Annotated in this window: 3 protein-coding genes; 1 reads left to right on the top strand and 2 read right to left on the bottom strand. The window is 59.9% G+C overall.

Going from position 1 to position 2,166, the window contains the following annotated elements:
• Positions 1-108: 108 nt before the first annotated feature.
• Complete coding sequence (locus tag MFF22_RS24035; protein ID WP_053611254.1) at positions 109-690, top strand: recombinase family protein; 582 nt, start codon at positions 109-111, stop codon at positions 688-690.
• 204 nt (positions 691-894) lie between these two features.
• On the opposite strand, the gene MFF22_RS24030 is transcribed toward MFF22_RS24035, so the two are convergent.
• Positions 895-1,473, bottom strand: coding sequence for a hypothetical protein (locus tag MFF22_RS24030; protein WP_238253262.1), 579 nt, complete (start codon positions 1,471-1,473; stop codon positions 895-897).
• A 315-nt stretch (positions 1,474-1,788) separates the two neighbouring features.
• On the bottom strand, positions 1,789-2,166 hold a 378-nt coding region (locus tag MFF22_RS24025), incomplete at its 5' end, for a hypothetical protein (RefSeq protein ID WP_238253259.1).

The following is a 2,166-nucleotide window of genomic DNA, read 5'->3' as shown; positions in this document are numbered from 1 at the left end:
TTATCGCTGAAGGTCACACGCGAGCCACTCGAAACAGGCCCGTTTTTGTCGGAAAAATATGTCGGCTTTTCTATTGCCGGATAAACGCCATTTTGGCAGGATCCCGACATGCTTGTCGGATATGCCCGCGTCTCCACCCTCGACCAGAACCTCGACCTGCAGCGCGATGCCCTGACCAAGGCCGGATGCGAGCGCCTGTTCGAGGAGAAGAAGTCCGGCAAGGCCGGGACCAAGCGGCCGGAGTTCGAGGCGGCGCTCGCCTACCTGCGCCCCGAGGACGTGCTCGTGGTGTGGAAGCTCGACCGCCTCGGTCGCTCGCTCGTCGAGATGATGCGTACCATCGACGGCCTGCGGGTGAAGGACGTGCACTTCCGCTCGCTCACCGAGCAGTTCGACAGCGCCACAGCCCATGGGCGCTTCGCCCTACAAATGCATGGAGCCATGGCGGAGTACTTCCTCGACCTCAACCGTGAGCGCACCATGGAGGGCCTGAAGGCGGCGCTCGCCCGGGGCCGCAAGGGCGGACGGCCGAAGAAGCTAAGCGAGGCTGATATCGAGGCAGGCCGTGCGATGCTGGCCGCCGGCACCATCAGCGTGGCTGACATCGCCAGGCGCCTCGGCGTCAACCGGGACACTTTCTATAGCTACTTTCCCCGGGCCCGTAGCAACGCTAGTGCTAGTCGAGGGTAAGTTTATACAAGGCCTCGATCATCGCTTCTCTCACGTGATCAATCGATCACAGCCCACCATCATGATCCATTTCAGCGGAGCCAAGCCTCGTTGTAACGCCTCGACACGCGTGGCAGAGGCACGAACTGCATGGCTTGAACTCACGATGCGGCGGTAGCGTGAGTGGGGATCGGCCGTTGACCGGCCGATCCCGCGTGCAGCCTGTTACCCGATTTCCCATCCACCCTTCCGAGGCGTCCCGCGGGGACGGGGCTTGCCCTTTTGCTTCTCCTCGGCCTTCGGCCTCAGATCGGGCTGCATCGCCGTCGGCTCTTGCGGAGGAACGGCCGGCGAAGGCTCAGGCTTTTCGTCGTCATCGGCGTGTGCCGCTGCGATGAGATCGGCGATGGTGCGCCCGAAGTCCGGTCCGTCGTTGCCGTCGGGCGGGTTACCGCCCCCGCCCCCGCCACCCCAACATCGATTGACGAGACCGCACACGATTTCAAAATTATGCTCCTCCTCAGGTGTAACGTTTTGCTTATGGTGGCGACGGATGCGCACATCGTCGAACAGATCAATCTGAGGCTCTGTCAGACCGCATGTTCTCAACTTCGCACGCGAGATCTCGACCAGCGCCGTTCCGGCTGTAAGCGAGACCGCTCTGAATAAACGCTCCTGTTCCTCCAGAGTACTTTCAGCGTTCAGCTGCCTAAGCAACGTATACCGGAGCGAGCGTTCTTGTTCTGTGAGATTGGCTCCGTTGTGCAACAGCTTTCCGAGCACCCGCCATTTATTCTGAGTCATTTGTCTGTCCTTACGACCATGCAAGCTGTTCTTGCTGGTGCGACAAGATAAAGACCGAGATCAGAGGCAATACAAGAGGAAGTCGACAGGCTACCTGAGGCTCCAATCGGCTCATCAGGTCCAAGACGAACAAAATGTTCTAGAAGATCGGCAGAGTCGAGGCGCATCACACTCGACAAGGTGTTAATGCAATCGCATAAAAACACGTCGTAGTGTAGCACATATTTCGGCATCTGAAAAGTGCATCGTTATGAGCCAAACACAGAATGATCCTTCTCCTGAAATCATTCTGTGGATAATTGGCGAGCCATCGATCTAGCGCCCGCGAGATCCCCGTTCGAGGGAACGCGCACGGGAGACTTGCCTCTTAACCCTATGATCAAGCGCCCGTTGCTCTTCACGTTGCCGCTTGCGGTCCTTTTGATCCAGCAACGGTTCGGCTGGTACGGTATGGCCTCCGCTCGATGAGGGCTCCAGGGGTACGGAACGGCGCAGCGCCAAGCCAGCCTCAGGCGTCTGCACCTCGCGCAAGGCCGCGAGGACGCGCGCCTCAAACGCCTGGGCTGCTCCCTTGTCCTGCCGCTCATCGATCGCGAGATGCACGGCCGCAGCCGGATGCTGGGCGACGATCCGGGTAAGAGCGCTATCGCTCTCCGGGCCATCGTCTCCCAAGTGCAGCGCGGCAATCAGGAT

Origin of the sequence: Methylobacterium persicinum, assembly GCF_022179525.1 — a bacterium.
Classification (GTDB): Bacteria; Pseudomonadota; Alphaproteobacteria; order Rhizobiales; family Beijerinckiaceae; genus Methylobacterium; species Methylobacterium persicinum.
This window is presented reverse-complemented; position numbering and strand designations above follow the sequence as displayed.